Here is a 24,262-nt window from a genome sequence, read left to right on the forward strand (position 1 = left end):
CGTGGTGGGGCCGCTCCAGGCCAACAAAAACAAGAAGGACAAGCCAATGCAACGCGAAGAACCGAATGACCTCTCGGCCCACGCCTGTGCCCGCGAAGCGGGCGCTCTGGACCGGCGCACCGTCATCAAACACCTTGGCGCGGTCGCCGGGCTGGGGCTGCTGGGCGGGTTGCTGCCCGGTGGCGTGGTCAGCGCGGCAAGTGCCTTGTCTTCACCTTCAACTGCAAGCGGGAGTAATACCCCTATGTTCGCGTATGTCGGATCGCGCACGACCCGGGAGCGCAATGCCCGTGGTGATGGCATCAGTGTCTATCGCCTGGATCAGCAGGCGGGCACGCTGGAAAAGGTCCAGGTCGTCGGTGACCTGGTCAACCCGTCGTTCCTTACCCTTAACCGCGCGGGTGACCGTCTGTACACCGTGCACGGCGACCTCAGCGAAATCAGTGCATTTCGGGTGGACAAAGCCAGCGGCAAGCTGACCTTCCTCAACCGCCAGAGCTGTGAGGGCAAGAACCCGGTGCACCTGGCACTGGATCCGAGTGAGCGCTTCCTGGTGGTGTCCAACCACATCACCGGCACCCTGGCTGTGCTCAATGTGGCCGAAGACGGCGCGCTGGGCAGTGTCAATCAATTGCTCAAGCTGGAAGGGCCCACCGGGCCACACCGTGTCGAGCAGCCGTTTGCCAAGCCGCATTTCAACCCGTTCGATGCCTCTGGCAATTTCGTGCTGGTGCCGGACAAGGGGCTGGACCGCGTCTTCAGCTTCCGTTTCGACAACGGCAAACTGCACCCGGCAGAGCAGCCCTTTGCCGTAGCCCGGGAAGGTGCCGGTCCTCGTCATATCGCCATGCACCCCAAGGCTGCCTTTGGGTATGTGGTCAACGAGCTCGACTCCTCCGTCACCAGCTATCGCTTCGACACGCTGACCGGCGCCTTGCAGCCGATTCAGGTGTTGCCGTCGCTGCCAGCGGCCTTCACCGGCAACAGTCGCGCCTCAGAGATCGAGATCGACCGTAGCGGGCGTTTTCTCTACGCCTCCAATCGCGGCTACGACAGCATCGCGGTCTTCGCCATCGACCAGGGCAGCGGCTTGCTCAGCCCGGTCGAGTTCGTCCCGAGCGAAGGCAAGACGCCACGCTTCTTCACCCTGACGCCGAACCAGCGGTTCCTGTTCGCGCTCAACGAAGACAGCGACAGCATTGTCTGCTTTGCAGTCAACCCGCAAAACGGAGCCTTGAGCAAAACTGGCTTCTCGGTGTCGACCGGCAGTCCGGTGTGCATGATTTTCTCAGCCTGATCCCTGCTGTAACCATAACAATTAAGGGGCGGGCCACGGTTCGTCTCAGATGAGGTCCCTATGAACAACAAGACTGTCGACGAACAGGCGATCGTGCGCAAGGTCACCTTGCGCATCATCCCGTTCATGTTCCTGCTGTATATCGTCTCCTACCTGGACCGCGCCAACATCGGCTATGCCGCGTTGGAAATGAACAAGGAACTGGCCCTGAGCAGTGAGGCCTTCGGCTTCATTTCCGGGATCTTCTTCATCGGCTACTTCCTGTTCGAAGTACCCAGCAACGTCATGCTCAACAAGTACGGTGCACGCGTCTGGATCGCGCGCATTCTGGTCACCTGGGGTGCTATCGCGGCCTGTTCCGCCTTCGCCCAGACCGCCAACCAGCTTTATGTGCTGCGCTTCCTGCTGGGCGTCGCCGAAGCGGGCTTCTTCCCGGGCGTGATCGTTTACCTGACCTACTGGTTCCGGGCCAAGGAACTGGCCACTACCGTGGCGCTGTTCACCGCCGCCATCCCGGTCAGCTACATCATCGGCGCGCCGCTGTCGACCTGGATCATGGACAACATCAACTGGATGAACTGGAGTGGCTGGCGCTGGATGCTGTTCCTGGAAGGTGTGCCGGCGGTATTCCTCGGTATTGCCTGCTTCCTGTTCCTGACCGACCGTCCAGAGCAGGCCAAATGGTTGACTCAGCAGGAAAAGGAGTGGCTCACCGGCGAACTCGAACGCGATCGCCAGAGCCGCAAGAACGTCAAGCGCCTGGGTGTGTTCAAGACCATGGTCAACAAGAAGGTGCTGTACCTGGCCTTCATCTACTTCGTCTACCAGTGCGGGAGCCTTGGTGTTGGTTACTGGATGCCGCAGATCATCAAGGGCTTCTCCAGCGATCTGACGCACACCCAGATCGGCCTGATCGCCATGCTGCCGTACATCGTGGCGACCGTCGCCATGGTGGCCTGGTCGCGCAGCTCGGACCGGCGTAACGAACGCAAGATGCACTCGGCCATCCCGCTGGCCGTGGCCGCACTGGGCCTGGTAGGTGCTGGCATGCTGCCTGGCGCGTACGCTTCGATGGCGATGATCTGTGTCGCGTTGTCTGGCCTGTATAGCTTCAAATCGCCGTTCTGGGCACTGCCAACGCTGTTCCTCGATCGGGCCACCGCCGCTGTGTCGATTGCCGTGATCAACTCCATCGGCAACCTGGGTGGGTTCGTCGGGCCGTCGATGATCGGGTTGGTCAAGGGTAATAGCCAGAGCGCTTCCACAGGGCTGCTGTTCCTGAGTGCACTGCTGCTGATTGCCTTCCTGATGACGGCGCTCATGCGCGTCACCAACAAGGAGCCGGACCAACCGGTAGCGGCCTCCGCCCACTGATCTCCAGGTACTACCGCTTCATTCGGTACCGGGCTACCCCGCACAGGGGGGGCCACGACTCTTTAACTGTCACCTCTGATTTTCCCGGCCCAGCCCGGGCCGGGCATTCGCATGCCACTCGAACGGAACCGCCAGATGCACAACAATAAAAATATCCTGCGTACGCTTGTCACCCTGTCTCCCTGCATTCTCGCCGGTACCGCCAGCGCCGAAGGTTTCGTCGAGGACAGCAAGCTCAGTCTGCAGATGAGCAACTACTACCTGAATCGCGATTTCCGTGACGGCAGTGGGCAGTCCAAGCGGGAGGAGTGGGCTCAGGGTTTCATCCTTGATTTTCGTTCCGGTTTCACGCCGGGCACTGTGGGTTTTGGACTGGATGCCATGGGCATGCTGGGCATCAAGCTCGACTCCAGCCCCGGTCGTGCTGGCACCGGCCTGCTGCCGGTACATGATGACGGGCGTGCTGCCGATGACTTCAGCCGCCTGGGCCTGACCGCCAAGGTCAGAATGTCCGAAACCGAGCTCAAGTACGGCACGCTGGTCCCCAAGCTACCCACAGTGCAGGCAAACACGGGGCGGATCCTGCCGCAGACCTTCGAGGGGGGATTGCTGAGCAGCAATGAAATCGAGGGCCTGAGCTTCACCGCTGCGCGCTTCGACCGCATGACTGATCGCGATTCTTCCGACGCCCGCAAGATTACCCTCAATAACAAGAACCGCCGCTTCGCCGGCGCTGCAGAAGGTGACGACTACTGGATCGGTGGCGCTGACTATGCCGTCAGCAAGGCCCTGACGCTGAGTTACCAATATGCCGAGTTGCAGGATGTCTATCGCCAGAGCTTCTTCGGCATCAACCACGCGTTCAGTATTGGCCCGGGCAAGCTCAAGAGCGATCTGCGCTACATGCTCAGCGATGACGCTGGCAGTGCTCGAGGCGGTCGGATCGACAGTGCTGCGCTCAGTGGCATGTTCACTTACAGCCTGGGCGGCCATGGGTTTGGCCTGGGCCTGCAGAAGATGAACGGCGACACGTCCATGCCATTTCTCGACGGGACCGACCCGTATCTGGCCAACTACATTCAGCTCAATGATTTCGCCGAACCTGGCGAGCGCTCGTGGCAGCTGCGTTATGACTACAACTTTGCGGCCATGGGTATTCCAGGCCTGACCTTCATGACCCGTTATGTGAAGGGTGACCATGCCGATGCAGCGACTCATGCCAGTGAAGGGCGTGAGTGGGAGCGCAACACCGATATCGGTTATGTCGTCCAGGCGGGCATGCTGAAGAACGTCGGCATCCGCTGGAGAAATGCATCGTACCGTTCCAACTTCGCCCGTGGAGCCGATGAAAACCGGCTGATCGTTTCCTACACCTTACCCATCTGGTGAGGCCCGTTCGCGGGGCAAGCCCGCTCCTACAGACCCTGCAGGAGCGGGCTTGCCCCGCGAAGAGGCCCGCCCAGACAACGGAGAACTCAATGTCCATCGCAATCACTCCAGAAGTCCTCGCCGAGCTTGCCCCCAACGGCATCCTCACCGCCGCCATCAACTTCGGCAACCCGGTGCTCGCCCAGCGCGGCCCCGACGGCCAGCCCCAGGGCGTTTCGGTCGCACTGGCCAAAGCCTTGGCCGAAGAGCTGGGCGTCACCCTGCAGATGCGCACTTACGACGCTGCCGGCAAGGTATTCGCAGACCTGGAGCAGGGCGCCTGGAACCTGGCCTTCCTCGCCATCGAACCGGTACGAGAAGCGCAGATTGCTTTCAGCGAACCCTACGTGTTGATCGAAGGAACCTACCTGGTCAACCGAGAGGCGCCGTATCAGCGTGTCGAGGAGCTGGATCAGCCAGGCTTGCGCCTGGCAGTGGGGAAGGGCGCAGCCTACGACCTGTACCTGAGCCGCACGCTGGCGCATGCCACACTGGAACGGGCTGATACGTCGGCCGGTGCCGTGGACCTGTTCATCGAGCAGGCGCTGGATGCGGCGGCGGGTGTTCGCCAGCCACTGCAGAAAGTGGCCGAAGCCAATCCGCAGTTGCGTGTTCTGGAGGGAGCCTTCACGGCGATCTGCCAGGCGATGGCTGTGCCCCGCGGCAGTGAGCACGCGGCCGGCTACGTGCGTGACTATGTCGAGCGTCAGCTGCGCAGCGGGTTCGTCCGAGGTGCTTTGCTGGCCTGCGGACAGGGTGATGTGAGCGCATCGCGCTGAATGAATAGCAATCTCCACTCCAAAGCAATACTTGAGGTAGAAGGTAAAATGGCCAAGGCCGCCGATGTCGTTGTGCAATGCCTGGAAAACGAAGGTGTCGAGTATGTGTTCGGCATTCCTGGTGAGGAAAACCTCGACCTGCTCGAATCGCTGCGCAAGTCGAAAATCAAGCTGGTGCTGACCCGCCACGAACAGTCCGCGGGCTTCATGGCTGCCACCTACGGCCGCCTGACCGGCAAGACCGGCGTCAGCCTGTCGACCCTGGGCCCTGGCGCGACCAACCTGGTCACGGCCAGCGCCTATGCGTATCTCGGCGGCATGCCGATGCTGATGATTACCGGCCAGAAGCCGATCAAGAAGTCCAAGCAGGGCCGCTTCCAGATCATCGACGTGTGCGGCATGATGGCCCCCATCACCAAGTACACCCACCAGTTCGCCTCGGCCGACAACATCCCGGCCCGTATGCGCGAAGCCTTCCGCCTGGCCGAAGAAGAAAAGCCCGGCGCCGTGCACCTGGAGCTACCCGAAGATATCGCCGCCGAGCAGACTGATTCGCTGCCAATCCCGCGCAGCCTGCAGCGCCGCCCGCTGGCCGAGCACAAGGCCATTGAAGCTGCGGTCGAGAAACTGCAGAACGCCCGCAGCCCGATCCTGGTGATCGGCGCCGGCGCCAACCGCAAGATGACTGCCAAGGTGCTGCAGCAACTGATCGACAAGACCGGCATCCCCTTCGTGACCACGCAGATGGGCAAGGGCGTGGTCGACGAGCGCCACCCGCGCTTCCTCGGCAACGCTGCGCTGTCGTCCGGTGACTTCGTCCACCGCGCCATCGAAGCGGCCGACCTGATCATCAACATCGGCCACGACGTGATCGAGAAGCCGCCGTTCTTCATGGTCCGTGGTGGCACCGAAGTCATCCACATCAGCTTCCGCTCGGCCGGGGCAGGCCCGGACGCCCGCCTGCCAGGACGGTCAGTCTTCGCTGCGGGTACGTTGTTCCAGCCAGTGATATACCGGCTCGGCGAATGCCATCACGACCAGCAGGCGCAAGGTCTGCATAGCGGTCACCAGGGGGACGGCCAGCTTGAGCATCTCGGCAGTCAGGCTCATTTCGGCGATTCCGCCCAGCATCATGCCGAGCGTCAGTGAACGGTAGTCGATACCTGCCAGCCATCCCAGGCCAGCGGCGAAGGCCATGGCGATCACCGTCATCAGCACGGTCGAGCTCAGGCTACGTAGCATGAAACGTGGCGCACCCTTGAAGAACGAACGATCGAAATAGCAACCCAGGCTACTGCCGATCATCAGCTGACCGAACTCGCTGGCGCCGCTTGGCAGGGCCAGATGCAAATCGGCGAGCGAGCACAAGGCGGCACTGACGAACAATGGGCCGAACAGCCAAGGGTTGGGCTTACGCCGCCACTGCAGCAGCAGGGCCAGACCACCGCCGAGCAGGAACATCAGCCCAAGCCACAGTGGCTGTGTGGTGCCATGTAGTGCAGTAGCCTGAGCTGCCTGGCCGAACAGCAGCTTGAACAACGCAGGAATGGTCAGCACCACCAGGATCACGCGTAGGGTCTGCGCCGCAGCGACCCTGTGCAACACCGCGCCGTTGCGAGCCCCAAGGTTGACCATCTCGGCGGATCCGCCAGGCATCGAGGAGAAAAACGCCGTGGCGCCGTCTTCGCCACCTTTACGCATCCACCAGACGGCAATGCCGGCCGCCACGGTGGTGACCACTGCGGCGGTCAGGATAATGGCCAGGTGTTCGCCGATCTGTACGATTACATAGCGGTTGAAGTGTAAACCGATGCCCACACCGATGATCCATTGGCCAAGCTTGCGACCTCCTGGTACTGCTGGCAGATGCTGCTCACGCTGTACGCAGCGCACCAGGGCTACCATCAGCAGTGATCCGATCATCCAGGGTAATGGCCAATGAGCCAGGGTTGCGAGTACGGCGCCCAGCGCACCGGCCAGGATCGTGAGGGAAAAATGCAGCAGCTTTGGTCGCGCCACGCGTCAACTCCGTGATGAGAGCCACAAGAGTAATGGGTGGGGGGGCGCAGTTGAATTGGTAATGGGGAAACGCAGGATTTCCGAACGGGAAAGCCTCGGGCAGTCAGACTGAATCTGACAATATTCCATTCACCGCTTGGGCGGTGCGTCCCCAAAGGTGGCGTGAGACTCTCCGGGCTGCCAAAGAACATTCCATTTCTTTGTCCTACCCGCGTGGCGACCTGTGCGATGGCGCTGACGGGTGGAGCGAACGGCCTCTACGCCGCACACAAGCACCACCCATTCAGCCCGGCTCCAGCGCCGTGTTTTTCTTCCAGCCCCGCAGGTTCATGACGCATAGACAGACCTGCAGAACGATCAGTGCCCAGGCCTGTGCCTGCCATCCCCATAGCCCCCAAAGCACGTTGCTGGCGATGAAGCAGCAGAAGCCCAGCTTGCGCCTGCCCGGGCGCCTGGAGCCGATGCACCAGGCGGCCAGCACCGTAAGGAGCATCGCGGGCCATTCGAGAAAGTCGATCCAGTCATTCATCATGCACTCCGCCGGCGTCGATGCCACCCATGATCAACACCGAGTCGGCCACTCGGTAAATCCGGACCAGCGCGCCCGGGTGGGCGCGCTGGCGTTAATCAGGCTGCGCGTTGTTCGCCCTTGAGCAGTTTTTTCTGTGCTTCCATGGCTTGGCCCATGTCTTCCAGCGCCTGTTTGCCCAGCAGCTTGCGAGCGGTGGGGAACAGCTCGCTTTCTTCTTCCTCGATATGGTGCTCCAGCAGCTCCTTCATCACCTTCACCCGGCCGGCAAACTCCACGGTACCGGTCTCGGTGTGCAGCAGGTCGGGAATGACCAGCGAGTCGACCGTGCGGTGTTCTTCCTTGGCCTCGTAGTACATCTTCGCTTCTTCCTTGCCGCCGGCCTGCTTGATCGCGGGGTACAGGATCTGTTCTTCCAGCGCCGTATGGATGCTCACTTCCTGCTTGATGCGTTCGAGCAGTTCGGCGCGTTTCTTCACGGCGCGCTCGGTCGTAGACGACAGTTCCTCAAGCAGTTTCTTCACCAGTTGATGGTCCTGGATCAGCAGTTCGATTGCGTTCATGGGGCACCTCTTCAGGGGCTGGGAAAAATCACGCTTGCTCTGGGTGGAGTGGGCTAAAAGCGCAAGGGTTCAATGCAGATGAGGTGTGTTCTGCCGCGATAAGGCGGGTGCTCCGAAGATGATGTAGGCGTTGAGGTTGCGCGGCTGTCCTACCGCCGACCTGTCCCAGGTGAACCTTGCCACGCCAGCAGGCTCGACAGTCAAAGCGGGCAAGGGCAGGCAGCATGAACGCGATCACCCAGCAGATCACCCAGGAGCAACGTCGTATGGCTGCAGTGAACCTTTGGTTTGCGCTGTATGACGATGTCGAGTGCAGGCGCGACTGCCCAAGTAGCCACCATGAAAAACTGCTTCGCGAGGTCGACGAGATGGACCGCCTAGGGCTCATTGACTGGCGCGAATGGCGAGACCTGCGGCGCCTCGCCGACCGTGGCTTTCTCAAAGCCATAGCCGGCGCGGACTACCAGCACGTTCAAGGCCTTTGCGTCGATTTGCAAGTTTGCAATGCCCGTAGCAATGATGATTAGCGCCACTGATCCGGCTCAACGCGTGACGCAGTGAACACGCAATGCTCAGTGAAAACTGTGCGGTGCAGGCAACCCAGCGGGATTGGTTAAACGCAACTTTGCCCGCCCATCCCATGCAGCAAACCTAGCCTGAACTTTGCCAATCACCCTGGCTTCCCTTGATATAGGGGCGGCAGTTGCGTGTAAGCAGTGCGGCCCATTCATTTGGGCAGAGGGAGAACCGATCATGAATGATCCTGTCATGTACTTCTGGATAGCCACAGCGGCGATTATCTTGTTGGTTGACCTATGGGCAATCGTCAGCGTTTTGCGTAGCGACAAGTCTGACGCAACCAAAGTGATGTGGTCGTTGATACTGGTGGTACTGCCCATCGTCGGGCTGGCCATCTGGGGAGTGGCCGGGCCGCGTGGGATCAAGCGTGGCACCGGGCCGACTTCACCCGAACACAGCAAAGGGTAGGAGAGCAGCATGAACAAAGAAGCCCCACCACAGAAACCAGGCTCGCAAACAAAGCCGAACGGCGAACAGGAGCGGGATAACGATGCGCATCGTCCGGATGGCTCGTCCGGTACACCTCATGACTCTACGGCCCAGAAAACAGCACGTGAGCACGGGCATCCAAAGCGCTGAGATTGCCCCCGAAAACCGGGGATGAGGCTCGCCTTTGGGGGCGAGCCTTTTTTCGTCAGAGGATCGGTTTACCGCCAGTGACAGCGTAACGTGACCCACTGATGTAGCTGGCCTCGTCAGAGCCGAGCAGCACGTAAATTGGAGCGACCTCCACGGGCTGCCCTGGTCGTCCCATGGGATAACTGGAGCCGAAGTTCTTCACGGCCTCATCGGGCATGGTAGCGGGGATCAAAGGCGTCCAGATGGGGCCAGGCGCAACGCAATTGACGCGGATTCCTTTCTTCCCTAGCAACTGAGCCAAACCCGCCGTGAAGTTGGCAATGGCACCCTTGGTCGCGGCATAGGCCAGTAAGCTTGGTGATGGATCATCGGAGTTGACTGAACTGGTGTTGATGATCGAGCTGCCCTTCGGCATGGAAGGCAGTGCTGCCTTGCAGATTCGGAAGATGGCGGTGATGTTGGTATCGAAGGTTTTCACCCATTCATCATCGTCGATCTCTTCCAGGGTCTCATGGGCCATCTGGAAGGCTGCGTTGTTGACCAGGATGTCGATGCGACCGAACTGTTCGACGGTCTTCTGAACGATGTCATGGCAGTGCTGTTTCTGCGCCAGGTCGCCGGGCAGCAGGAGGCATTGTCGGCCTGCAGATTCTACCCAGCGCGCGGTTTCCTGCGCGTCTTCATGCTCATTGAGATAAGAGACAGCTACATCAGCACCCTCGCGGGCATAGGCGATGGCGACCGCTCGCCCGATACCACTGTCAGCACCGGTGATCAGCGCAATCTTTCCTTCCAGCCGGTTGTGGCCGGTATACGACTGCTCACCGCAGTCTGGATAAGGCTCCATCTTGCGTTGTGACCCGGGGACGCTTTGCGGCTGTGACGGGAAGGGCGGAGTAGGGAAATCTCGCATGGTAGAAGCTCCTGCAGTTGAGAACGCTCATACCGTTTCGAAGCATCGAATTCCTGTGCGTTGGGTTGAATGTGCACCTGGTACGACGAGCGGTGCGCTGCTCGAATGCGAATTGAATTTCAGATTGCATCGTGGGTTCTACCGAACTGTTCTCCTTGCGCTCTTCTTGCCGGGAGCCGCATTGCAGGAGGGACACGTGCCTCGAATCATCACCCCCGCAACCCCGGAGCATGAAATCAGCGAACACAACGCCAGGATGTTCGGCTCTCCCAAAGAGCGTCTGGACTTCTACCGGCGTGAGATCCAGTACGAAAACTTCCCAGGCAGGGCATCGAAAATCGCTGCTGTTTTCGCTACGCACACCGTGGATCTTCCTGGTGTTCTGGTTGCTGTTGGGTAGCTACTCGGTGTACATCCAGTTGGCGTGAAACGCCTCTTCGGGCGAAAGTACGGCCCCCAGGCAAGGGGGCCAATGTGCTGGAACAGGCTCAGCCAGCCAGCGCTTTGATCAACTGTTCGTTGAAGGCGGGGATGTCGTCCGGCTTGCGGCTGGTGATCAGGTTGCCATCCACCACCACCTCTTCATCAACCCAATCCCCGCCAGCGTTGCGAATATCGTCCTGCAACGTCTTGTAGCTGGTCATCCGCTTGCCCTTGGCCAGGCCGGTCGAGACCAGCAGCCAGCCACCGTGGCAGATGACCGCCAACGGCCTGCCTGCCGAGTTATGGCTTTTCACCAGCTTCTGAGCGCCGGGTATCAGGCGGATGGTGTCGGAATTCTGCACGCCGCCAGGCAACACAATGGCGTCGTAGAGATCCAGGTGGGCACTGTCGAATGTTGCATCCACGGCGAATTCGTCAGCGGGCTTGTCATGGTTCCAGCCGCGTACATTTCCTTCCTTATCACTCAGAATGTCGATCACAGCGCCGCTTTTCTCCAAGGCTTCACGCGGGCCGGTCAGTTCTATCTGTTCGAAACCATCGGTGACCAGGAAGGCCACACGCTTGCCGCTCAGTTGTGCACTCATGTTTCATTCTCCGTTTTCGATGGGCCTGAAAGGGGAGGCTATTTATCAAGAGCGAAGTTCAAACACGGTGCTGCCAATTCAGAAAGGCTGACCAATGGGCGGCCACTTGCGCATCACAATGAGATATCCATTTAGCGGTTGTCCGGCATTGGCTTCTGAGCCGCCCACTGGAGTTGAACATCACGCTATGCCAAGGCTCTGAGCTGTAATGGTAAAGCGAGGACGTTCCCATGAGCATCGAACGCAGCATCCCCGAACTTGAGGCCTGGTACGCACAGTACGACGACATCAGCTACCGGCGCGAGTCGCCGGATGCCTACCACCATGAACTGGTCCGCACGGCCGAGGCCCTGCGCGACGACGGCGCCATCGACTGGGATGACTGGCTGGCGCTCAAGGCGCTGGCCGACCAGGCGCACTTGCGGGCGCTGGAGGATGCAGTGAGCGCCCATGTGAGCGACCCGGACGCATGAAAGCGCTGAAAATCACCACCTTCAACATCAACGGAATCCGCAGCCGCCTGCCGACTTTGCGGGCCTGGCTGGAGCGTGAAAAGCCTGACATCGCCTTGCCAGTGCTGCGAACGGTGCGGCGCGTGGCGGTACTGCAAGCGCGAACAACCTTGAAGTGCGCCAGATAACGTGTAACCCGCGCCTGCCATCGCTATTTTTTGCCGGGCAGTACTGAGCTCAGGACCTGCTTGGCGGTCTGCACGATGACCCCGGCCTGATCCGGGTCGCCCTTGAGCAAGGTACCGGCAAATTTCTTCGCCTGCTCCAGCTTGATGTGCGGCGGCAGTGGGGGCACGTTCGGGTCTGTCTTGAATTCGATCAATACCGGCCTGTCAGCCGCCAGCGCGCGTTCCCAGGCCCCGGCAATGTCTTCTTCGCGCTCTACGTAGATGCCCTGCAAGCCGATGGAAATCGCGAACAGGTGATAAGGCACATCGGGGATCGACTGCGAAGCTTCGAACTTGGGATCGCCTTCCATGACCCGTTGCTCCCAGGTCACCTGGTTGAGGTCTTCATTGTTGAACACCGCGCAGATCCACTGCGGGTTTTCCCACTCCCGCCAGTACTTGGCCACGGTGATCAGCTCGGCCAGGTTGTTCATCTGCATCGCGCCGTCGCCCACCAGTGCCACCACGCTGCGCTGCGGGTGGGCGAACTTGGCGGCGATGGCATAGGGCACCGCCGCGCCCATGCTGGCCAGCCCGCCGGACAGCGAGCACTGCATGCCCTGGCGGATTTGCAGATCGCGGGCAAACCAGTTGGCGCACGAGCCCGAGTCGCTGGTGACAATGGCCCGGTCGGGCAGGCGAGGGGAGAGCTCATGCACCACGCGCTGGGGGTTGATCGGGTCGGCTTTGACCAACGCGCGTTTCTCCAGGGTCTTGTCCCAGTGCGCGCGCCAGCTTTCGACCTTGTCGCGCCAGCGCCGCTCGCCCTTGCGCTCGAGCAGCGGCAGCAGGGCGCTCAGGGTTTGGCTGGCATCGCCGACCAGGTTGACCTCCATCGGGTAGCGCAGGCTGAGCATGTCCGGTTGCAGGTCGATCTGCACGCCGCGGGCCTGGCCTTCCTTGGGTAAGAACTCGGCATAGGGGAAGCCGGAGCCGATCATCAGCAAGGTGTCGCATTCGTTCATCAGTTGGTAGCTCGGCTCGGTGCCGAGCAGGCCGATGGCGCCAGTGACCCAGGGCAAGTCATCGGGTAGCGCAGCCTTGCCCAGCAGCGCCTTGGCCACCCCGGCGCCGAGTGTTTCGGCCACCGCTATCACCTGCTCGGTGGCTTGCAAGGCGCCGGCGCCGACCAGAATTGCCACTTTTCGCCCAGCGTTGAGCACTTCGGCGGCACGCTGCAAGTCTTGCTCGAAGGGCACCACCCTCGGCTTGCTGTAGCCAACGCCCGAGTGCAGCGTACCGTGGGCTCTGGCCGGCTCGTGGTAGGGCAGGTCCTGAAGGTCATTGGGCAGGATGATGGCGGTGACCCGACGTTCGCCAACGGCGGTACGCACTGCGCGGTCGAGCAGGTGACGCACCTGTTCAGGCGTCGACGCCTGCTGGACGAAAGCACCGGCGACGTCCTTGAACATCGACAGCAGGTCCAGCTCCTGCTGATAGTGCCCGCCGAGCGCCGCGCGCGCCTGCTGGCCGACGATGGCCAGCACCGGCTGGTGGTCCATGCGCGCATCGTACAGGCCGGTCAGTAGATGCGACGCGCCTGGGCCGGAGGTGGCGATGCAGACACCCAGTTCGCCGGTGAACTTGGCGTGGGCACTGGCCATGAACGCGGCCATTTCCTCATGGCGTGCCTGCACGAACTGGATCTTGCCGTCGGCCCGGGCCAGTGCGCCGAAGACGCCGTTGATGCCGTCGCCAGGGTAACCGAAGATGCGTCGCACCCCCCATTGATACAAACGTTCCACCAGAAAGTCGCCTACCGTGCTGGTCATTGCCTTCACCCCTCCTGTGATCGATAGGGGTCTGGACTTGGCCGTGCTTGGGAAAGTTTCAAGCGTGTGCACGCGGGGCTACCGAGTGGAACCTTAGGCGTGGCTGCGGGTTCGCAACTGGACGGACAACAGCATCAGGAGGCGCCCCATGAAGGCTATCGACACTGCCGATGCCAGCGTGCAGACCTTGTATTTCGAAGATGACGGCGCCACACCGAACAGCCGTTTACCGGTATTGCTCTATCACCTGCAGGTCGAGCCGTACCTGGATGCCGCCAGTGCCTTCGAAGCGCTGTTCGCGGCTCACTGCTGGACGCCGCTGTGGCGTGGCGGGATCTTCGATTACCACCATTTTCACCCCAATGCCCACGAAGCACTGGGCGTAGCCAGCGGGCGGGCACAGGTGACACTGGGCGGGGCGTCAGGGCAGACGGTGAGTGTGAAGCGGGGCGATGTACTGGTGCTGCCGGCAGGCACGGGGCATCGCTGTGTCGAGAGCAGTGATGATTTCCAGGTGGTGGGCGCTTATCCCCATGGGCAAGAAAATTACGACATTCAGCGGCCCGACAGCTCGGTACACCGGCGGATGCTGGCGCGCATCGCTGCAGTGCCTGGCCCTGAGCAAAACCCAGTCAGGGGAGGCTTGATGCCCTGTTGGCGTTAAGGTAAGAGACTGTCGGGGTCGCCTGGCGCACCTCCGCAAGCGCGCCAAAGAAAGGTGGGCCGCCGTCGGTACTTGCCGAGGTGCATGGGGCCGGATGAACGAGATGGGTTCGTTATCATCACCGCGGCCTCTGACCAGGTCTGGTCGACATTCACGATAGGAAACCCTCTGTGTTTGCGCCTGAGCTGGCGAAAGAACGGCTAGATACGTCCACCTCACTTGAACGCGCGGCGGCGATTGTTCAGAAGGGATGCCGTCCTGCTGAGAATTTTCGCTGCTTCCGCTTGCAGCAAGCAGATTGGTTTGATGTCCTCTCGGTTGTGGTCATGCTTTGGGCCGCCGATTGAAATGTTTTAAGTTGAGAAAAAAGATCAATCTAGGGGGTGGTGTGCACGACCCTTCGCTTCATGGATCTTGATTTTCTAGTCAGATTCTATCGTGTTGATCACTCGTAAGGTGCTGATTTATAGTGATTCTACCATTTTTATTGGGCTCCTTAGTCGCGGGTGGTTGGTGCGTGCTGCCGCTGCCTGATTGATTTATGTTGAAACTAAGATCAATTCTCATTAAATTCGCGCTCCGTCGAAGGGGCATTGCTGCCTGTGTCCTTCGATGCGGACGATAGGCAGCATGAGAGACGAAAATGAACAGAACGGCCGTTGTTGCGATGATCAGCTTGTGCGGTAGCTCCGCCATGGGGAGCGTGCTGGCGAGTGAGCAGGGCGAGTTAACGCTGCCCTCGACTGAAATTTCCGCAGAACAAGCTAGCCAGCCATATCGCTCAACCACTGCCGTGACGGCCACCAAGACAAACATCCCGCTCAAGGATGTTCCCCAGAGCGTCGACGTTGTGCCGGCAGAACTGATCAAAGACCGCAACATTACGACGTTGCAGGGCGCCCTTAAGAATGTTCCTGGTGTTTCTCAGGATGCAGGTGATGGCCAGCGGGATCAGTTTGTGATTCGAGGCTTTTCGGCGCTGAATGACATGTACCTGGATGGCATGCGTGATGACGCCTACTACTTCCGGGACCTGTCCAATATCGATAGGGTCGAGGTCCTCAAGGGGCCTTCTTCTGTGCTGTACGGGCGGGGGTCGTCAGGTGGGCTGATCAACCGAGTGACGAAAAAGCCTGAGGCTAACCCAGTCCAGCAGCTCAGCATCATGGGATCGACTGAAGGGCAGCGCCGGACGGAAATGGATCTGGGGGGAGCCAACGATAACGACTCCATTCGTGTCCGGCTCACGGTCGCCCTAGAAGATTCTGATGGTTTCCGTGATCGGTATTTCCTTGAGCGGCAAGCGTTCGCGCCATCAATCCAGTTCAACATTGATCCAGATACGACGCTGACATTGCAGGCTGATTATCTACATGACAAACGCCTGGCTGACACCGGCCTCCCTGCCTATGGCGATCATCCAGTGGATGCGAATATCGACACGTATTATGGATCGCGTGATGCGAAGGGCCAGAACTACGTGGAGACAACCGTCAAGGGCTCCACGGTTACCCTTGATCGTACGCTGAGTGATTCGTTCAGCCTCCATAGCGCTTTGCGGGCATACGATTCTGACGTGACCCGAAAGTACGTGACATTCGGCACGGTGAATACGACAACAAACAAGGTCAGCATCAACCGCGCTGCGCGTTATAAGGAGGAAAGCGGGGTCTTTTGGCAGAATGAGCTCAAGCATGTCTTTGAGACCGGCTCATTCAGTCATGAGGCGCTCTATGGCATTGAGGTTGGCTATCAGGATCGGAGGGATAAAGGCTTAACCCTACGCAACGTTGCTACCTACGATGTGTTCAATCCGCAGCTGATCGACTTCCCAGAAATCCCTGGCAACACCGCAGCTAACCCAGACGCTAATACGCATATCTCCATTGCAGGCTTGTATCTCCAGGACCTCATCACGATCACTCCTGAGTGGAAATTGATGATTGGCGGACGATTCGATCGCCTGGCAACCAAGCGCAGTGATGACGGAACGGCTGATATGGACTTGGAGCGCACTGACAACACGTTCAGCCCGCGCATCGGGCTTGTCTACGAGCCGGTGGACTGGGTGTCGCTCTATGCGACCTACAGTCGCTCCTTCCAGCCTATGGCTGATAACGGTGAGCTGCGTCGTAATAGCGATGAACTGGATCCAGAGGAGACCGTCAACAAAGAGGTTGGGGCGAAATTCGACATCAATGACCGCTTCTCGGCGACGGTTTCGGTGTTCGACATGACCCGCACGAGCATCCTGATGGATGACCCAACAGACACGCGATTTTCGGTAGATGCTGGTACACAGCGAACCCGCGGTGTTGAGATTTCTGTAAATGGCGATCTTGGTAATGGCTGGTCCACTTATGCCGGTTATGCATGGATGAAAGGCGAAATGATTGATTCGCCGGTCGAATCAATTGTAGGAAACACGAGCCCCCTGACCCCCAAGAGCAGCGCGAGTGTCTGGCTAAAGAAAGAGCTGGGCGGAGGCTTCTATGTCGCAGGTGGAGGGCGGTATGAAGGTGAGCGCTATACCTCACCGAACAATAAAGTGTCGCTTGATTCGTACGCAACGGCTGAACTGGCTGGTGGATATCGAAGCGAGCACTACGACGTGACGCTCAATGTCGAAAACCTCTTTAATCGCGAGTATTTCGTCTCTGCCAAGGCAGGCAGCGATAACTCCAACTACCCCGGTGCACCGCGCAGCGCTAGCCTGCGTGTCGATTATCGCTTTTAACGAGTTAGCATGATAGCCAATGGGTTGCTACGCAGAATACGGCTTCTCGCAGTAATCTCCAGGTCATCCTAGCGTCGCTCTTCACGCTGCAGGTACTGACCGTGACCATGAAAAAAAGACCCAGTACAAGGCAGCCTAGGCGGGGCATGGCCACAGCAGGCAGGTGATTGACCAGATCTACTCGCAGCCGTAATCTTCTCGGTGATAAGGTGCCCCGCCAGGGTGAGGCAATGACCGAAAAGATTGCCAAGGTTGAGCGCTAGTTCTGACTAAATTTTACTTGCAGGGACGTATATCATGACTATCGAAGTCAGCGCGGCAGTTTTGTCCAAGGCGTTGACACCTATGGTGTCAAAAGTGATCAATGGGCTTGCCGCGAGGTTTGCCGATAGGAAGATGAAGTGGAATGCCGTTAACTCGGTGAACAATCTGACGAGTATTATTTTAAATATAAATACTGTCAAAACCATGTGGTCTCGCGACAAGGGCGTAAATCTTACGGAGTTTTATTATCCACCGCGCCTAGTCAGTAAATCCAGTGGCCGTGCGACTCAGGGGGTTGAAAAGGTTGTAGCCGGCAGGTGCGTTATCGAAGGTATCGTGGGTCAAGGCAAATCGATCTTGATGCGCAATCTCTGTAATGAAATCTTGAGCCGCGGTAATATCCCCATATTCATTGAATTGCGAATGGTCTCCAGCGAGCGTGCTCTAACGGATCTGATACTAGACTATCTAGACTCGTCAGGAATCAAAGGCGGCAAGGATGTTCTTGATTTTTTGGCTACAGAAGGGTTAGTGACGCTGGTTTTGGACGGCTTCGATGAAGTACCTGACAACATGGTTACCTCAACGATCTATGCGATTCAGAACTATCAAAAGAAATATACTGATCTGCCTATCATCGTCTCTTCCAGACCGCACTATGACGTACAACGCCTCGGCGGATTCCAAAATTACGCAATCGAAGAATTTGAGGCTCACGACTACGAACCATTCATGAAGAAGCTAATAGGCGATGTCATTTAAGGGAAAATATCTATCAAGCGTTGAAGGACGCGCCGTGCAATATTCAGGGGGTAATCACGACCCCCTTGATGTTGACCCTGCTTTGCTTGGTGTATGAAATGGAAAGCCACATACCCTCAAGCTTGCCAGATTTCTTCAATAGCCTCTTCCAAGCCGTATTCTCTAGGCATGATCGCTTCAAACCGGGTTTTCAGCGAGAACGGCACAGCGGACTCGGGGAGTCAAAGCTGCAGCGGTTGTTTGATGCATTTTGCTTCATGGCAATGCAGTTGGATTTTGGTGGGACGATGACGGAAGATCAACTTAGACATGTTTTTTATGAATCTTTGAACTATGTGGATGGCATATCCTGCGATATTGAAGGGTTCAAAAAAGACATTACTAGAGTTGCATGCCTGATGCTGGAAGATGGTTTTGCTCAGATCAGCTTTCTGCATAAAAGCATCTTGGAATATCATGCCGCTTCATTTGTAAGAACTTCATCGGATGAAATCGCAGAAGAATTCTACTTGCTCGCATCGGAGGATCTTCAGTGCTGGGAGGAAGTTCTTGGATTTTTGAGGTATATAGACGAATTTAGGTATGGAAAATACTACGTACCCAAGCACTATCCTGCAGAGCTTGAGCAAATAAGTTCCGTACTTAAACTTCGCGACCCAAGTGGGTTTTTTCAGTATCTCAATCAGAAGCTGCCTGGCTTCCAGATGCGGATGAGTGGTACGCAAGCAATTGGCTTTCACGTAACGACTATTGTACCTATGTTTGGCTTTCATTTCTTATTGACTGATCTCATCGAGGAGAATGCGAGAGCTGCAATCAAAGATGCGGATGGCCAAGCGATCTATGCGGCGATCAGAGCTACAAAAGCATCGCAACCGGGGACGTTGGGTATTAATCTAAAATCGCTGCTTTCGAACATTAAGCCTGAAGGTATTTTGCATTCGATGGAAATTGTTGCCCAAGCAATTCAGGAAGAGTTATCAAAATTTGATTCCGTAATTGGTTCTGAGAGAAAGAAGCTCAAGATGCTTAGACCTCTTAAAAGCTAGCATTTTGAATTATCGATCCAAGAATATGCGATGGCCGGGGACTTTAAAAATCTCAGCGTTCGAGGGGCGGCGATTGGGTTTTTCGGGATTTCGTACGGAGCCTAGCCTGGGTGTCAATTATCGCCTCTAACTAAATAGCCCTCATCATGCCTTGCAAAGGTCAGATGAGGGCTACGGATGTACGCTTCACGGGTTGCGGGGGTATTGGTGCGTAGCGGATCCCCCCTGTTCGATCACACCACCATGGCTCGCTCGCGAAGCTCGCTGTTGAGAATACCGTCGTTCTCGCTGTAATCGACTGGGCAATCAATCACATGCACACCTGGTGTATTGATGCAGTGCTCCAGCAGCGGCAGCAGGCCTTCTGCGCTTTCCACCCGATGGCCGTTGGCACCATAAGACTCGGCGTATTTGACGAAGTCAGGGTTGCCGTAGTCTAGGCCGAAATCGGTGAAGCCCATGTTGGCCTGCTTCCAGCGGATCATGCCGTAACCGTCGTCACGCAGGATCACCACGGTGATGTGCATGCCCAGACGTACTGCGGTTTCCAGCTCCTGGCTGTTCATCATGAAGCCGCCATCGCCGCACACGGAGATGACAGGGCGGTCCGGGTGCACCAGGTGCGCGGCCATCGCCGATGGCAGGCCGGCGCCCATGGTCGCCAGGGCGTTGTCCAGCAGTACGGTGTTTGGCTTGTGCGCCTTGTAGTTGCGGGCGAACCAGATCTTGTAGATACCGTTGTCCAGGGCCACGATGCCTTCGGACGGCAGCACGCGACGGATGTCGGCGACCAAGCGCTGCGGGTAGACCGGGAAGCGGCTGTCGTCGGCGCCTTCGGCGATCTGTGCTTCGTTGGCTTCACGGATGGCCATCAGGCGGGTGAAGTCCCAGTGCGAAGTGTCGTTCAGGGCTTCGCTGATCTGCCACACGGCGTTGGCGATATCGCCGATCACTTCAACCTGCGGGAAGTACACCGCATCGACTTCGGCGGAGCGGAAGCTGATGTGGATGACTTCGGTGCCGCCACGGACCATGAAGAACGGCGGCTTCTCGATCACGTCGTGGCCGATGTTGATGATCAGGTCAGCTGCTTCGACGGCGCGGTGCACGAAGTCACCGGACGACAGCGCCGCGTTACCCAGGAAGCGCGGGTGGCGCTCGTCGACCACACCTTTACCCATTTGGGTGGTGATGAACGGGATACCGGTCTTGTCGATCAGTTGCTTGAGGACTTTTGCAGTCATTTTGCGGTTGGCGCCGGCACCGATCACCAGGATCGGATTGCGTGCGGCCTGCAGTTTCTCAATAGCTGCGTCAATGGCCTTGTGTTCGGCCAGCGGGCGACGGTGCAGGCTGCGCGGGATCGGCAGGGCGTCGGTCTGCTCGGCGGCGATGTCTTCCGGGAGTTCCAGATGCACGGCCCCCGGCTTTTCTTCTTCAGCCAGGCGGAACGCTTCGCGCATACGCGCCGGGATGTTGTCGGCCGAAGCGAACTGGTGGGTGTACTTGGTGATGGGGGCCATCATGCCGCACACGTCGATGATCTGGAAGCGGCCCTGCTTGGACTTCTTGATCGGTTTCTGGCCGGTGATCATCATCATCGGCATGCCGCCCAGGTAGGCGTACGCACTGGCAGTCACCAGGTTGGTCGCGCCAGGGCCCAGGGTCGACAGGCTGACGCCGGTCTTGCCGGTCAGGCGGCCATAGGTGGCGGCCATGAAGCCCGCGGACTGCTCGTGGCGGGTCAGAACCAACTTGATCTTCGACTTGCGCAGGGATTCCAGCAGGTCGAGGTTTTCCTCACCAGGAATGCCGAACACATACTCGACACCTTCGTTTTCCAGGCATTGCACAACGACATCGGCGGCCTTAGCCATCTTGCTTATTACCTCAGTTATCACGGTTTGAAGCAGGCGAGACGCACCTGCAGGCTATCGACCTCAGCGAGGTGCGCTGACGTCTGTTTGTCCGCTGGCGAGTAACGCGCCTCGGACGAAACCCTCGGCAAGTCGTCGCTCGACGAAATCCCGTATATAGGCTGCTCCCGCATCACGGCCGCGAGGAACTGCGACTGCTTGGCGGATAGCGGTGAAGGCTCCCTGCATCACCCGATAATTCGGATTCTTGGCTGCGAATTGTTCCAGCGGTTGTCTCACGCCGGCGGCAGCATCCAGGTGTTGATCAATGAAGAGGTCGACAGCGCCCGCAGACGTGTCAGCTCTGTGCAGCTCGGCATGCTGCAATGTGCGCGACAGGTACAGGTCGTAAGCGGCGCCGTTGCCTACTGCAAGTCGAAGTCCAGGTTGATCCAGATCCTCGATTTTAGAGTAGGGGGCGTCGGCTTTAATCAGATAGGTCCCCTCGATCAGAACGTAGGGTTCACTGAAGCTAATTTGGGCGGCGCGGACGGGCTCGATAGCCAGAAAGGCCAACGTCCACGCACTATCTTCAAGTGCAGCAAATACTTTCCCGGCTGCGTCGTAGGTGCGCAGTTCGAGACCTACGCCCAGCTCATCGGCCAGCGACTTGGCTAAAGCTACTGAAACGCCATGCGGCTCTCCGTCAGCGCCTGGCTGAGCCAGCACTGGATTACCGAAGTTGATCGCGGCACGCAGAATGCCATTGGGCGCCAGGTCGTTGAGGACCTGCTGGGCAATAGGGCTCATCTCTTCTCCAGATTTAGAAAATTGGGAGTGTGTAGGACACGATCAGGCGGTTTTCATCCGCCCCACGTGCAAAGCTCGATCGATAGCTCGCGTTACGCCAACGGACCGATACGTTTTTCAGGGCGCCGGACTGCACCACATACTGCAGTTCGGTGTTGCGCTCCCATTCATGACCCTCGCCGGTGATGGTCGCTGCGTCAGCTTGGTCGCCTCGCACGTAGCGGGTCATGAAGGTAAGCCCTGGAATGCCCAGAGCCGCGAAGTTGTAGTCGTAGCGCAGCTGCCAAGAGCGTTCGCCGGGCTCTGCGAAGTCGTTGAGCTGGACGAAGTTGACCAGGTAAGGATCGGTTCCGTCCAGGTACGGCATGGAGGTGGAGCCGTTCATTTTTTGCAGTCCCAAGCCAAGCGCATGTCCTCCCAGGCTGTAGGTGAACATGCCGGAAATCGCTCTACTGTCGATACGACCACCCAAAGCTTGTCCATCATCGTCGCTATCCATGTAGCGAAGATCTGCTTTGATTTTCCCGGAGCCGACGGGGATCGAATAGTTCGCCCCCATGAAGTGCTGGTGGTAGACCTGTTCCAGCTCTGCATATTGATAGGTCAGCAGCAGCTCTTTCGTGAGCTGGTAATCCATACCGCCCAACCAGAAGGCGTCGCCTTCGGCATTACCGCCTGTGAAGCGCCGGTTCTTGTTGTTCAGTGTGATCGGGACCCGATCTGTCGAGTCTCGATCGGTTTGGCGCTCGAAGCGCGCTCCGATGAAGGACAGCGAATCGAATTCTTTGCTGGTGAGCAGGCCGCCTTCAAAGGTCTGAGGGAGGAGGCGGCCAGTGTTGGCCTGAACTGTCGGGAGTTTTGGGATCAGGGTGCCGTATTTAAGCTCGGTCTCGGACAGGCGCACCTTGCCAGTCAGGCCCAGGCGACTGAACTCATCAGCTGCGCGACCATCATCATGGGTCGGCAAAAGGCCGGTACCGGTTCTGTCCGGGCTTGAGTCCAGCTTCACGCCGAGCATGCCTAGGGCATCGACCCCAAAACCGACAGTTCCAGGTGTGTATCCGGATTTCGCATCAAGGATGAAACCATGCGCCCATTCCTCGCGCTTGGACTGGCCGTCACCGTCGCGGAAATCCCGGTTGATGTAGAAGTTCGTCGTTTGCAAGGTGACCTTGCTGTCGTCGATGAAGCCATCCCCATAGGCTGTAGCTGCGGCCAGGCAAGGAGTAACGGCAAGAAGCTTGCAACCAATTTTGTTTTTGTTATGCATTTGCTGCTCCATCAATTGGAACGTGGGGGTGTAGGCGTGCCTCCCGGCACGCCAGGATCAGGAAAAAAAGAGGTTCAGACGGTGCGGAAAATCATGCAGACCGGGCTGCCGGTCTCGATTTGATGTTCCAGCAATGCCAATTCGCCATTTGGGCTAATGGAGAAGGTCTTGATGTTGTCGCTGTCTTCGTTGGCAACGAACAGGAAGCGTCCACTTGGAGAGGCCGCCATGAAGCGAGGCTTCTTGCCTTGGCTCGGGACATTGCCGATCAGGTTGATCTTGCCGGTAGGCTGATCCACCGAGTAAATGCTGACGCTGTCATGCCCGCGGTTGGAGGAGAACAAATGTTCTCCATTCGGTGCCATGACCAATGCTGCGGCGCGACTGTCCCCTACAAAGTCCTGGGGCAGGGCTGGAACCATTTGGAATGGAACCAGTGAGCCGTCGTTCTGGTTGTAGCGATAGCTTGTGATCGTGCTGTCCAGTTCGTTCACAACGTATGCGAAGGAGCCGGTCGAAGAGAACACCACATGCCGAGGGCCGGCCCCTTCGCGGGCCTTGATTTCATGAGCCAGTTCGGGCTTCAGTGCGGTCCCGTCTTGCTTCAAATCGAACACGAAAACCTTATCCAGCCCTTTGTCCGGCACTACCAGGAAACGCCCCGATGGATCGCGTGGGATCATGTGCGGGTGGGAGCTGGTCTGCTCGATCTTGTGCGGGCCTGGGTTGCCCGGAAGGTCGTATTTGCTGATGACAGGTTGCAGGTGGCCGGTTTTGTCGAACGGCAGAACGACAATGCTGCCGGTGGCATAGTTGGCCACTGCGAGGAATTTGTTGCTCTTGTCCACGGTAAGGTGAACGGGGTTGTTTCCTTCGCAACTAACCGAGCTCACCTTGGTGAGCTTTCCGCTGCCTGGCTCGATCTGGAATGAGCTGACAGTGGATTGGTCGCCATGCACGCAGAACAGCAGGTTCTGAGTTTGGTCGAGGCACAGGAAGGATGGGTTGGTCAGATCGCCGACGGTTTGAATCAGTTCAGAGCGACCTGTCTGTGGGTCATGTCGATAAACCGTGATGCCTGCACCGCGGGCGTTTCGCTCGCGTGTGGTTCTGGAGCCCACATAGACAATTTGGGTTTTGTTCGAGTTGGCAGGCTGCATAGAGTTCTTCTCAGGTCCTGATTTGGCATCTGCCGCTCCCGCGCCGAGGCCCAGAATGGTTGCCGCAGCGACGATGGAAGTAGAAGAGAGCAGCGTGCGTCGAGTAATGGCGGGTAAGAACGGTGAAGGGCACATAGCAAAATCTCATCGT

Annotated in this window: 22 protein-coding genes and 3 pseudogenes; 15 read left to right on the forward strand and 10 right to left on the reverse strand. The window is 58.4% G+C overall.

Annotated elements, in window-relative coordinates:
• The first annotated feature begins 244 nt into the window (after window positions 1-244).
• The 5 genes and pseudogenes from KSS94_RS12490 to KSS94_RS12510 form a co-directional block, all read left to right on the forward strand.
• Window positions 245-1,297: a lactonase family protein gene (locus KSS94_RS12490; RefSeq protein ID WP_217843580.1), complete on the forward strand. Its 1,053-nt coding sequence runs from the start codon at window positions 245-247 to the stop codon at window positions 1,295-1,297.
• A gap of 60 nt (window positions 1,298-1,357) precedes the next feature.
• Entirely contained in the window at window positions 1,358-2,671 is a 1,314-nt protein-coding gene (locus KSS94_RS12495) for an MFS transporter (RefSeq protein WP_217843277.1), read from the forward strand.
• A gap of 135 nt (window positions 2,672-2,806) precedes the next feature.
• Window positions 2,807-4,060, forward strand: coding sequence for an OprD family porin (locus KSS94_RS12500; protein ID WP_217843278.1), 1,254 nt, complete (start codon window positions 2,807-2,809; stop codon window positions 4,058-4,060).
• Window positions 4,061-4,149: 89 nt separating this feature from the next.
• Window positions 4,150-4,878, forward strand: a complete 729-nt coding sequence (locus KSS94_RS12505; RefSeq protein ID WP_217843279.1) for a transporter substrate-binding domain-containing protein — start codon at window positions 4,150-4,152, stop codon at window positions 4,876-4,878.
• 48 nt (window positions 4,879-4,926) lie between these two features.
• Window positions 4,927-5,829 (forward strand): annotated as a pseudogene (locus KSS94_RS12510) (thiamine pyrophosphate-binding protein); the annotation flags it as partial.
• 21 nt (window positions 5,830-5,850) lie between these two features.
• Here the strand turns inward: KSS94_RS12510 and KSS94_RS12515 are convergent.
• The 3 genes from KSS94_RS12515 to KSS94_RS12525 all read right to left on the reverse strand — a co-directional run bounded on the left by KSS94_RS12515 (window position 5,851) and on the right by KSS94_RS12525 (window position 7,989).
• Entirely contained in the window at window positions 5,851-6,897 is a 1,047-nt protein-coding gene (locus KSS94_RS12515) for an AbrB family transcriptional regulator (RefSeq protein ID WP_217843280.1), read from the reverse strand.
• 283 nt (window positions 6,898-7,180) lie between these two features.
• Window positions 7,181-7,426, reverse strand: a complete 246-nt coding sequence (locus KSS94_RS12520; RefSeq protein WP_217843281.1) for a hypothetical protein — start codon at window positions 7,424-7,426, stop codon at window positions 7,181-7,183.
• A gap of 98 nt (window positions 7,427-7,524) precedes the next feature.
• Window positions 7,525-7,989, reverse strand: coding sequence for a PA2171 family ribosome-binding persister protein (locus KSS94_RS12525; RefSeq protein WP_217843282.1), 465 nt, complete (start codon window positions 7,987-7,989; stop codon window positions 7,525-7,527).
• Window positions 7,990-8,213: 224 nt separating this feature from the next.
• Between KSS94_RS12525 and KSS94_RS12530 the strand changes: the two genes are divergently transcribed.
• The 3 genes from KSS94_RS12530 (at window position 8,214) to KSS94_RS12540 (ending at window position 9,147) form a co-directional block, all read left to right on the forward strand.
• Window positions 8,214-8,516: a hypothetical protein gene (locus KSS94_RS12530; RefSeq protein WP_217843283.1), complete on the forward strand. Its 303-nt coding sequence runs from the start codon at window positions 8,214-8,216 to the stop codon at window positions 8,514-8,516.
• Between the two features lie 226 nt (window positions 8,517-8,742).
• Window positions 8,743-8,976: a PLD nuclease N-terminal domain-containing protein gene (locus tag KSS94_RS12535; RefSeq protein WP_217843284.1), complete on the forward strand. Its 234-nt coding sequence runs from the start codon at window positions 8,743-8,745 to the stop codon at window positions 8,974-8,976.
• 9 nt (window positions 8,977-8,985) lie between these two features.
• On the forward strand, window positions 8,986-9,147 hold the full coding sequence (locus tag KSS94_RS12540) for a hypothetical protein (protein ID WP_217843285.1): 162 nt from the start codon (window positions 8,986-8,988) through the stop codon (window positions 9,145-9,147).
• 55 nt (window positions 9,148-9,202) lie between these two features.
• On the opposite strand, the gene KSS94_RS12545 is transcribed toward KSS94_RS12540, so the two are convergent.
• On the reverse strand, window positions 9,203-10,060 hold the full coding sequence (locus KSS94_RS12545; RefSeq protein ID WP_217843286.1) for an SDR family oxidoreductase: 858 nt from the start codon (window positions 10,058-10,060) through the stop codon (window positions 9,203-9,205).
• A 196-nt stretch (window positions 10,061-10,256) separates the two neighbouring features.
• Here KSS94_RS12545 and KSS94_RS12550 point away from each other — a divergent pair.
• A pseudogene (locus KSS94_RS12550) lies at window positions 10,257-10,488 on the forward strand (hypothetical protein).
• Window positions 10,489-10,548: 60 nt separating this feature from the next.
• Here the strand turns inward: KSS94_RS12550 and KSS94_RS12555 are convergent.
• A complete protein-coding gene (locus KSS94_RS12555; protein ID WP_217843287.1) occupies window positions 10,549-11,088 on the reverse strand; it encodes a type 1 glutamine amidotransferase domain-containing protein in 540 nt (179 codons plus the stop codon).
• A gap of 230 nt (window positions 11,089-11,318) precedes the next feature.
• Here KSS94_RS12555 and KSS94_RS12560 point away from each other — a divergent pair, with 230 nt between their 5' ends.
• Window positions 11,319-11,561 (forward strand): hypothetical protein, encoded by a 243-nt coding sequence (locus KSS94_RS12560; protein ID WP_217843288.1) that lies wholly within the window; start codon window positions 11,319-11,321, stop codon window positions 11,559-11,561.
• Window positions 11,558-11,656: pseudogene (locus KSS94_RS27570) on the forward strand (exodeoxyribonuclease III); the annotation flags it as partial. The gene KSS94_RS12560 and the pseudogene KSS94_RS27570, both read left to right, overlap by 4 nt.
• 95 nt (window positions 11,657-11,751) lie before the next feature.
• Here KSS94_RS27570 and KSS94_RS12570 read toward each other — a convergent pair.
• Window positions 11,752-13,539, reverse strand: a complete 1,788-nt coding sequence (locus KSS94_RS12570; protein ID WP_217843289.1) for a thiamine pyrophosphate-requiring protein — start codon at window positions 13,537-13,539, stop codon at window positions 11,752-11,754.
• A 148-nt stretch (window positions 13,540-13,687) separates the two neighbouring features.
• Here KSS94_RS12570 and KSS94_RS12575 point away from each other — a divergent pair, with 148 nt between their 5' ends.
• From KSS94_RS12575 to KSS94_RS12590, 4 genes are all read left to right on the forward strand, one after another.
• Window positions 13,688-14,203, forward strand: coding sequence for a cupin domain-containing protein (locus KSS94_RS12575; protein ID WP_217843290.1), 516 nt, complete (start codon window positions 13,688-13,690; stop codon window positions 14,201-14,203).
• A gap of 643 nt (window positions 14,204-14,846) precedes the next feature.
• The gene (locus KSS94_RS12580; protein ID WP_217843291.1) at window positions 14,847-16,940 is read left to right on the forward strand and encodes a TonB-dependent receptor; all 2,094 of its coding nucleotides are present in this window, start codon (window positions 14,847-14,849) and stop codon (window positions 16,938-16,940) included.
• 297 nt (window positions 16,941-17,237) lie between these two features.
• A complete protein-coding gene (locus tag KSS94_RS12585) occupies window positions 17,238-17,966 on the forward strand; it encodes an NACHT domain-containing protein (protein WP_217843292.1) in 729 nt (242 codons plus the stop codon).
• Between the two features lie 68 nt (window positions 17,967-18,034).
• Window positions 18,035-19,015, forward strand: coding sequence for a hypothetical protein (locus tag KSS94_RS12590; protein ID WP_217843293.1), 981 nt, complete (start codon window positions 18,035-18,037; stop codon window positions 19,013-19,015).
• A 233-nt stretch (window positions 19,016-19,248) separates the two neighbouring features.
• Here the strand turns inward: KSS94_RS12590 and KSS94_RS12595 are convergent, their stop codons facing one another.
• From KSS94_RS12595 to KSS94_RS12610, 4 genes are all read right to left on the reverse strand, one after another.
• Window positions 19,249-20,892 carry an acetolactate synthase large subunit gene (locus KSS94_RS12595; RefSeq protein WP_217843294.1) on the reverse strand — a complete coding sequence of 548 codons (1,644 nt, stop codon included), beginning with the start codon at window positions 20,890-20,892 and terminating at the stop codon, window positions 19,249-19,251.
• 63 nt (window positions 20,893-20,955) lie between these two features.
• Window positions 20,956-21,681 carry a transporter substrate-binding domain-containing protein gene (locus KSS94_RS12600; protein WP_217843295.1) on the reverse strand — a complete coding sequence of 242 codons (726 nt, stop codon included), beginning with the start codon at window positions 21,679-21,681 and terminating at the stop codon, window positions 20,956-20,958.
• Between the two features lie 13 nt (window positions 21,682-21,694).
• Window positions 21,695-22,951: an OprD family porin gene (locus tag KSS94_RS12605; protein WP_217843296.1), complete on the reverse strand. Its 1,257-nt coding sequence runs from the start codon at window positions 22,949-22,951 to the stop codon at window positions 21,695-21,697.
• Between the two features lie 74 nt (window positions 22,952-23,025).
• Window positions 23,026-24,246: a lactonase family protein gene (locus KSS94_RS12610; protein WP_225935879.1), complete on the reverse strand. Its 1,221-nt coding sequence runs from the start codon at window positions 24,244-24,246 to the stop codon at window positions 23,026-23,028.
• Between the last annotated feature and the right edge of the window lie 16 nt (window positions 24,247-24,262).

The organism is Pseudomonas fakonensis (assembly GCF_019139895.1).
GTDB lineage: Bacteria > Pseudomonadota > Gammaproteobacteria > Pseudomonadales > Pseudomonadaceae > Aquipseudomonas > Aquipseudomonas fakonensis.

Bases quoted from the DNA above. Each gene is read 5' to 3' on its own strand.
- KSS94_RS12535 (WP_217843284.1), top strand. From the start codon at position 8,743: ATGAATGATCCTGTCATGTACTTCTGGATAGCCACAGCGGCGATTATC.
- KSS94_RS12585 (WP_217843292.1), top strand. From the start codon at position 17,238: ATGACTATCGAAGTCAGCGCGGCAGTTTTGTCCAAGGCGTTGACACCT.
- KSS94_RS12520 (WP_217843281.1), bottom strand. From the start codon at position 7,426: ATGAATGACTGGATCGACTTTCTCGAATGGCCCGCGATGCTCCTTACG.
- KSS94_RS12560 (WP_217843288.1), top strand. From the start codon at position 11,319: ATGAGCATCGAACGCAGCATCCCCGAACTTGAGGCCTGGTACGCACAG.
- KSS94_RS12595 (WP_217843294.1), bottom strand. From the start codon at position 20,892: ATGGCTAAGGCCGCCGATGTCGTTGTGCAATGCCTGGAAAACGAAGGT.
- KSS94_RS12570 (WP_217843289.1), bottom strand. From the start codon at position 13,539: ATGACCAGCACGGTAGGCGACTTTCTGGTGGAACGTTTGTATCAATGG.
- KSS94_RS12545 (WP_217843286.1), bottom strand. From the start codon at position 10,060: ATGCGAGATTTCCCTACTCCGCCCTTCCCGTCACAGCCGCAAAGCGTC.
- KSS94_RS12500 (WP_217843278.1), top strand. From the start codon at position 2,807: ATGCACAACAATAAAAATATCCTGCGTACGCTTGTCACCCTGTCTCCC.
- KSS94_RS12605 (WP_217843296.1), bottom strand. From the start codon at position 22,951: ATGCATAACAAAAACAAAATTGGTTGCAAGCTTCTTGCCGTTACTCCT.
- KSS94_RS12600 (WP_217843295.1), bottom strand. From the start codon at position 21,681: ATGAGCCCTATTGCCCAGCAGGTCCTCAACGACCTGGCGCCCAATGGC.
- KSS94_RS12530 (WP_217843283.1), top strand. From the start codon at position 8,214: ATGAACGCGATCACCCAGCAGATCACCCAGGAGCAACGTCGTATGGCT.
- KSS94_RS12610 (WP_225935879.1), bottom strand. From the start codon at position 24,246: ATGTGCCCTTCACCGTTCTTACCCGCCATTACTCGACGCACGCTGCTC.
- KSS94_RS12580 (WP_217843291.1), top strand. From the start codon at position 14,847: ATGAACAGAACGGCCGTTGTTGCGATGATCAGCTTGTGCGGTAGCTCC.
- KSS94_RS12555 (WP_217843287.1), bottom strand. From the start codon at position 11,088: ATGAGTGCACAACTGAGCGGCAAGCGTGTGGCCTTCCTGGTCACCGAT.
- KSS94_RS12540 (WP_217843285.1), top strand. From the start codon at position 8,986: ATGAACAAAGAAGCCCCACCACAGAAACCAGGCTCGCAAACAAAGCCG.
- KSS94_RS12505 (WP_217843279.1), top strand. From the start codon at position 4,150: ATGTCCATCGCAATCACTCCAGAAGTCCTCGCCGAGCTTGCCCCCAAC.
- KSS94_RS12590 (WP_217843293.1), top strand. From the start codon at position 18,035: ATGTTGACCCTGCTTTGCTTGGTGTATGAAATGGAAAGCCACATACCC.
- KSS94_RS12490 (WP_217843580.1), top strand. From the start codon at position 245: ATGTTCGCGTATGTCGGATCGCGCACGACCCGGGAGCGCAATGCCCGT.
- KSS94_RS12495 (WP_217843277.1), top strand. From the start codon at position 1,358: ATGAACAACAAGACTGTCGACGAACAGGCGATCGTGCGCAAGGTCACC.
- KSS94_RS12575 (WP_217843290.1), top strand. From the start codon at position 13,688: ATGAAGGCTATCGACACTGCCGATGCCAGCGTGCAGACCTTGTATTTC.
- KSS94_RS12525 (WP_217843282.1), bottom strand. From the start codon at position 7,989: ATGAACGCAATCGAACTGCTGATCCAGGACCATCAACTGGTGAAGAAA.